This window comes from Gordonia sp. G4 (assembly GCF_057770005.1).
The window spans coordinates 5,490,640-5,496,639 of record NZ_CM173442.1 but is presented as its reverse complement, the minus strand read 5'-3'; the positions used below and the strand labels follow the sequence as shown (position 1 = coordinate 5,496,639).

The 6,000-nt window shown below is 68.5% G+C and carries 4 protein-coding genes and 1 pseudogene; 2 read left to right on the top strand and 3 right to left on the bottom strand.

The features are described from left to right. Nucleotides 1-51: 51 nt before the first annotated feature. Nucleotides 52-1,920, bottom strand: coding sequence for a flavin-containing monooxygenase (locus AC3B5T_RS24980; protein ID WP_055477012.1), 1,869 nt, complete (start codon nt 1,918-1,920; stop codon nt 52-54). Nucleotides 1,921-2,082: 162 nt separating this feature from the next. On the opposite strand from AC3B5T_RS24980, the gene AC3B5T_RS24975 reads away from it, so the two are divergent. Further along, nucleotides 2,083-3,315, top strand: coding sequence for a helix-turn-helix domain-containing protein (locus AC3B5T_RS24975; RefSeq protein WP_055477011.1), 1,233 nt, complete (start codon nt 2,083-2,085; stop codon nt 3,313-3,315). A gap of 11 nt (nt 3,316-3,326) precedes the next feature. Here the strand turns inward: AC3B5T_RS24975 and AC3B5T_RS24970 are convergent, their stop codons facing one another. Both AC3B5T_RS24970 and AC3B5T_RS24965 read right to left on the bottom strand, forming a co-directional pair. Beyond that, complete coding sequence (locus AC3B5T_RS24970) at nt 3,327-4,013, bottom strand: response regulator (RefSeq protein WP_055477010.1); 687 nt, start codon at nt 4,011-4,013, stop codon at nt 3,327-3,329. Continuing rightward, nucleotides 4,010-5,181, bottom strand: a pseudogene (locus AC3B5T_RS24965) (sensor histidine kinase). The gene AC3B5T_RS24970 and the pseudogene AC3B5T_RS24965 overlap by 4 nt, the downstream one beginning before the upstream one ends. Nucleotides 5,182-5,416: 235 nt before the next feature. Here AC3B5T_RS24965 and AC3B5T_RS24960 point away from each other — a divergent pair. Then, nucleotides 5,417-5,986, top strand: a complete 570-nt coding sequence (locus tag AC3B5T_RS24960; RefSeq protein WP_231632813.1) for a universal stress protein — start codon at nt 5,417-5,419, stop codon at nt 5,984-5,986. Nucleotides 5,987-6,000 lie beyond the last annotated feature (14 nt).

The window sequence follows — 6,000 nt, the reverse complement described above, 5'->3', positions numbered from 1 at the left end:
ATCCAGAAATGCCCCGCAACCCCAGGTTGCGGGGCATTTCTCATACCCAGCTCAACTCAGGTGATGCACGTCGGCGAGTCCGTAGACGGGTGTCGGAATGCCCTCGTATCGGGCCTTCAACTGGAGCGCCAGGTAGAGCGAATAGTGCCGTGACTGATGGAGATTTCCCCCGTGGAACCACAGGCCCGGCTGCTGGGTGGGCTTCCACATGTTCCGCTGCTCGCCCTCCCAGGGCCCTGGGTCCTTGGTCGTCTCGGATCCGAGCCCCCACACCTTGCCGACGCGGTCGGCGACCTCCTGACCCATCAGATCGGCGGCCCAGCCGTTCATCGATCCGTAGCCGGTCGCGTAGACGACGACGTCGGCCTCGATCTCGGTGCCGTCGGCGAGTACCACGGCGTTGGCGGTGAGGTGGTCGAGCTGACCGTGGACGAGCTTGATCGTCCCGTCGGCGATGAGTTCGCTGGCACCGACGTCGATGTAGTAACCGGACCCGCGGCGTAGGTACTTCATGAAGAGTCCGGAGTCGTCGTCGCCGAAGTCGAGTCGGAAGCCTGCCGCCTCCAGTCGGTCGTAGAAGTCCTTGTCCTGCTCGCGGATCTGGTCGTATACGGGTACTTGGAACTGGTGCATGATCCGGTAGGGCAGTGACGCGAAGGTCAGATCGGCCTTCTTGGTCGTCATCCCGGAAGCAACCGCCTCCTCGCTGTAGAGCGAGCCGAGGGCGATCGACCGCAGCGAGTCGGACTTCACGATGTGGGTCGAGGAACGCTGCACCATCGTCGCGTCGACGCCGTTGTCCACCAGAGCTTTACAGATGTCGTGTGCGGAGTTGTTCGAGCCGATGACGACGACCTTCTTGCCGACATAACCGTCGGGCCCGGGGTGCGCGCTCGAGTGGTGCTGCTCGCCGGCGAACACATCCTGCCCGGGGACCGACGGGACCGCGGGCTTGCCGGACATTCCCGTCGCGAGCACCAGTTGCGTCGGATGAAGTGTGAGGCGCTCTCCATCGCGGTCGACCTCGACGGTCCAGCGGGCCTCCGCGTCGTCGTAAGCCGCGGACAGGCATGTGGTCTTGCTCCAGTACGGAACCTCCATGACCCTGGTGTAGAACTCCAGCCAGTCACCGATCTTGTCCTTCGGTGCGAAGACCGGCCAGTTGCTGGGGAACGGCAGGTACGGCAGGTGGTCGTACCAGACCGGGTCGTGCAGGCACAGCGACTTGTACCGTTTGCGCCACTGATCCCCGGGACGTTCGTGCCGGTCGACCACGATCGAGGGCACGCCCAGCTGGCGAAGTCTCGCACCGAGCGCTATGCCGCCCTGCCCGCCGCCGATGACCAGGACGTACGGCTGCGTGGTTCGACCGAGTGCCAGGTCCTCGTCGGCCTTCTTCTCCGCCCAGGAACGGGTGTCGGGGTCGGAACCGTGCACGGCGCCGAGCGGGCGGTTCGGGCCGGCCGGCTCCTCGTGGCCCTTGAGCTCCTGCATAGTCGTCAGCAGCGTCCAGGCCTTGTCCTCCCCGCCGACGTCCTCTCCGCCGACGTCCGGACCGCCGACGCTGCGACGGATGCGCAGGTGTCCTTCACAGCGTCCGACGGCGGTCTCGAACGCGATGAACGCCGAGACCACCCCGTCGCCATCGTCGGTGGCCGGTTCGGTGGTGGTGAAGTTCGACGGCCGGGTGTCGGCGAGACGAGCGGTCAGCATGTCGGCTATCTGCTCGTGCCCTTCGACTGTCTTGATGTTCCACGTGAACGCCGTGAGGTCACGCCAGTAGCTGTCGGTCAGAAAGGCGTTCGTGGCCCGCGCGATGTCGAGCGCGCCGAGCGCGGACTCGAACTCGCGCAGCCAGGTCTCGATCCGCTGCTGGGGGGTGCGATCGAGCGGGACGACCGGTTCCAGTGTCTGGGTCATGATGCCTCCTCAGGCCTCAGGCGTGTGCCCGCGATCGTGATGTGTAACACAGCGGGTTGTGGACAGCAGACGCCCCGGCGCCGGGTGGCGGCAAGGGTTGCAGGGGGTTGCGAGGGGTGCGCAGCGTTGTCGTTGTATGTGACGTGACGCACAATCAAGGGGATGAACGCTTACGAGTCGGTCTCCGACCTGGAGCCCGCGATGCACGCCGGTGACGATCCTCGCGAGTTCGCGTCCGTTCTCAGCGCGGTTCACGACGCCGCGATGTCGGGCGGGCGCATGCCGGCGCGTCCGCGCGGCGTCATCGACGACTCGTGGCAGCGGCTCCGTCGTGCCGGCCTGGACCCGGACGTGGCCTGCGTCAGCGAACGGACCCTGCGGCTCGACGAGCTGGAGGATCGGCGCCGACGCTCCGGCCTCGCCGAAGTCGTCGACGAGCTGGCTCGCGGCCTCGACTCGCTGATCGCCGACGGTGACAACATCCTGGTCGTCTCGGATGCGGACGGGCACGTGCTGTGGCGCAGCGGGTCGTCGAAGGTGCTCACGCGCGCGGACGATCTCGGATTCGTCGAGGGTGCGGACTGGGCCGAGGGTTCGGTGGGGACCAACGCGATCGGTACGGCACTGATGTCCGGTCGTTCGGTTCAGGTGTTCTCGGCCGAGCACTTCGTGCGGAGCCACCATTCGTGGACCTGCACCGGTGCGCCGATCAAGGACCCACGGACCGGCGAGACGTTGGGTGTCGTCGATGTCAGCGGTCCGGCCGCCACGATCCATCCGACCACTCTGGCGCTCGTGCATGCGGTCGCCCGTCTCGCCGAGTCGCAACTCCGCGAGAGCCACCACCGCCGTCTGGACTCGCTGCGGGCGGTTGCCGCGCCGATCCTCGCGCGGATGCCGGGCCCGGCGCTGGCGGTCGACACCGACGGCTGGGTCGCGGCGGTGGACACCGTGTCTCCCCGATCGAGGCTCATCCTGCCACCGCGCCTCGGGCCCGGCCGGATCTTCGTGAACGCGCTCGGCGAGTGCGACGTCGAGGCGCTACCCGGTGGGTGGTTGGTACGAGTCGCGGAGACGTCGCACTCGCCGACCACCAGGGTGGTCCTGCGGGTGCCGGGTGGCGGCAACGTCGAGGTCACCGTCGAAGGCGCCAGTGGTGCGTGGACGCACCGGTGTTCGCCGCGCCACGGTGACATACTCACCTTCCTGGCGCGCCATCCCGAGGGCGTCACCGCGGCCCGGATGTCGACTCATCTGTTCGGTGTCGACGACCGCACGGTCACGGTCCGTGCCGAGATGTCCCGTCTGCGCAGGCACTTCGGCGGTCTGCTCGTCGCGGGACCGTACCGCTTCGTCGACGGGGTCGACGTCGAGGTGCTCGACGCGAACGACTGATCGCCACGGGGTCAGTCGTACTCGGCGACCACCAGACCGCGGTCGAAGGCGTACACGATCGCCGCCGCGCGGTCGCGCAGGTCGAGTTTCGTGAAGATGTGATTGACGTGGCTCTTGACCGTCACCAGCGAGATGCCGAGGGACGCACCGATTTCCGCATTCGTCCGGCCACGGGCGATCAGCCGCAGCACGTCGGTCTCGCGGTCGGTGAGCCCGGGGGCGGTGGTCACCTGCTCGCGGCCCGATCGTCGAAAACCCTGGAGCACCCGTTCGGTGACCGCGGGGTCGAGGAACGCCCCGTCGCGAACCACGGCGCGGACCGCCCAGATCAGCGCCTCGGCCGGCGAGTCCTTGAGGATGAACCCGGCCGCTCCGGCGCGCAGGGCCCGCGACAGGAGTACGTCGTCGTCGAAGGTGGTCAGGACCAGCACCGGTGGCGGTACCCGCAGCGTACGGACCATCTCGGTGGCGGTGATGCCGTCGACATTGCGCATCCGCAGGTCCATCAGGACGATGTCGGGTCGGTGCTCGGCGATCCCGGCGAGGACTTCGGACCCGTCTGCGCACTCACCCACGATGTCGAAGCCGTCGCGCGGACGGAGGATGCGACGCAATCCGGTGCGGATGAGTTCCTGGTCGTCGACGAGCAGGACCCTGATCGGGTCGGCCGGGGCCTCCGCCGGTCCGCTGGTCGTCATACGGGCACCCCGTCGGCGATCGACCGGGCGGGCAACGTCGCACGCACCGACCACGTGCCGGCGCGATGGGAGGTGTCCAGGGTGCCGCCGAGCAGTCTCGCGCGCTGGGTCATCCCCTCGATGCCGGTCCCGTCGCCTTGTCGTGGACGGCCCTGGGCCGCGGGGTTCTCGACCGTCAGTGCGACCGCATCGGACACCGACAGCGAGACGGACGCGCGCTTGCCCGCCGAGTGTTTGACGACGTTCGCCAACGACTCCTGGGCGATGCGGTACAGCGCCGCGCCGACCGGCCGCGGGAGCTCGGTGACGTCGCCGGCGACGGTGAAGTCGACGTCCACTCCGGCCTTGCGGTAGTCCTCGACCAGCCGGACCAGATCGTCGGCACCCGGCGACGGGGACGTCGTTCCCGCGGGTCCGGCTGTCCCCAGCACATGGACGATGGCGCGGATCTCGGTCATGGCCTGCCGGCCCTGGCGTTCGGCGTCGGAGAGCGCATCCAGGGCCTCCTCGACGTCGCGATCCTGTTCGAGGGCCCGCCGGGCGCCGGTGACGTTGAGCATCGTGATCGACAGGGAGTGCGCGATGACGTCGTGGATCTCGCGTGCGATCCGGCGTCGTTCGTCGCCGGCAGCGCGGTCGGCTCGCTCGGCGAGCACGCGAGCCCGTTGTCGGCCAGTCGTTTCTGGATCAGCACCATGTAGCCGATCAGCCATCCGCAGGCGACGCCGAGCGCGTAGAGCGCCGGTGAGTCGAGGCCGCCGAAGGCGCCGAACCAGACGATGACCGCGATGCACACGACCATCACGGCGATGCCGGTGAACAGGGGATACATCGCGGCCGCGATCGCCGCCATGAGGACGAGTTGCAGTGGTGCGGCGTCGGTCGGCGTCGGGATCATCAGAAAACAGACCGAACTGGTGATGATGCCGAAGCACGCGTACGAGGTCGGCGGCAGCGACAGATCCATCACCAGCGTCACCGCCGCGAGCACCAGGGCCGCGATCACCCACCAGACCTGCTCGAACGGAATGCGTTGCGCTGTGGACACCACGGTGACCACCAGGCTCGACGACAGGATGACGGCGGGATACAGCGGGGGATAGTCGCCGCCGGCCCGTTCGATGCGGCGCTGCAGCCCTGCGCCTGCGTTCGCTGTGAAGCCCGTCACCGTTCCAGGATAGTTCCGCGTCGCAGCCGAACGTCCGCCCGACGGTGGATTCCGATCTCCACCCTGGGGTGGAGTACGGGTCAACCCGCGGGATGGCGACGCGGATCTGTTGCCTCCATAGCGTTGTGAGCAGCTGATATCGCTGACCCAGGAGGACACGATGATGACGCTGAGGACACGACCCCGGCGATGGGAGACTCTCGAAACCCGGGAATTGCCAACCACTCTCGCCTCGATGACCACGTTCCGGGAGGTACGCGACGCCACGGCGAGCAGCCGCGGAGGGCTCGGCCACCCGGTCGTCGTCGGCGTCGACGGTGGCGACGCCTCGTTGCAGGCGGTGAAGGTCGCGGCTCGCCTGCTGGGCGACTCCGGCGACCTGATCCTGATCTGCGCCACCCGCGGCCGCCGGAAGGAAGCGAGCACAACCCTCCACGACGCCCTCAAGGGCGAGTCCTACCTGCTCTCCGGACAGGCGCGGGTCGACGAGTGCCTGCGGACCGCGGCCGAGCTCGCGAGATGGCACGGTGCGCGGACGGTGTCGACCAGAAGCGAGGTCGGCGACCCGACGGCGGTCCTGCATCGGGCCGCGCAACGCGTCGGGGCAGGGACCGTCGTCCTCGGAAGGGGCGGCGCCCGCCCGGGCTGGACCGCCCGCCGCCTCGCCGGACGACTGGACGACGACCGCACCCTCATCGTCACCGACGGGTCGCTCCATCTCCGCCGGCGGTCCGGGCTCACCGAGCACCCGCGCGGCATCGGATGGAATCTCCGCTGGCCGACGCCGGCGCCGGGACCTGCGTAGCACCACCCACATGA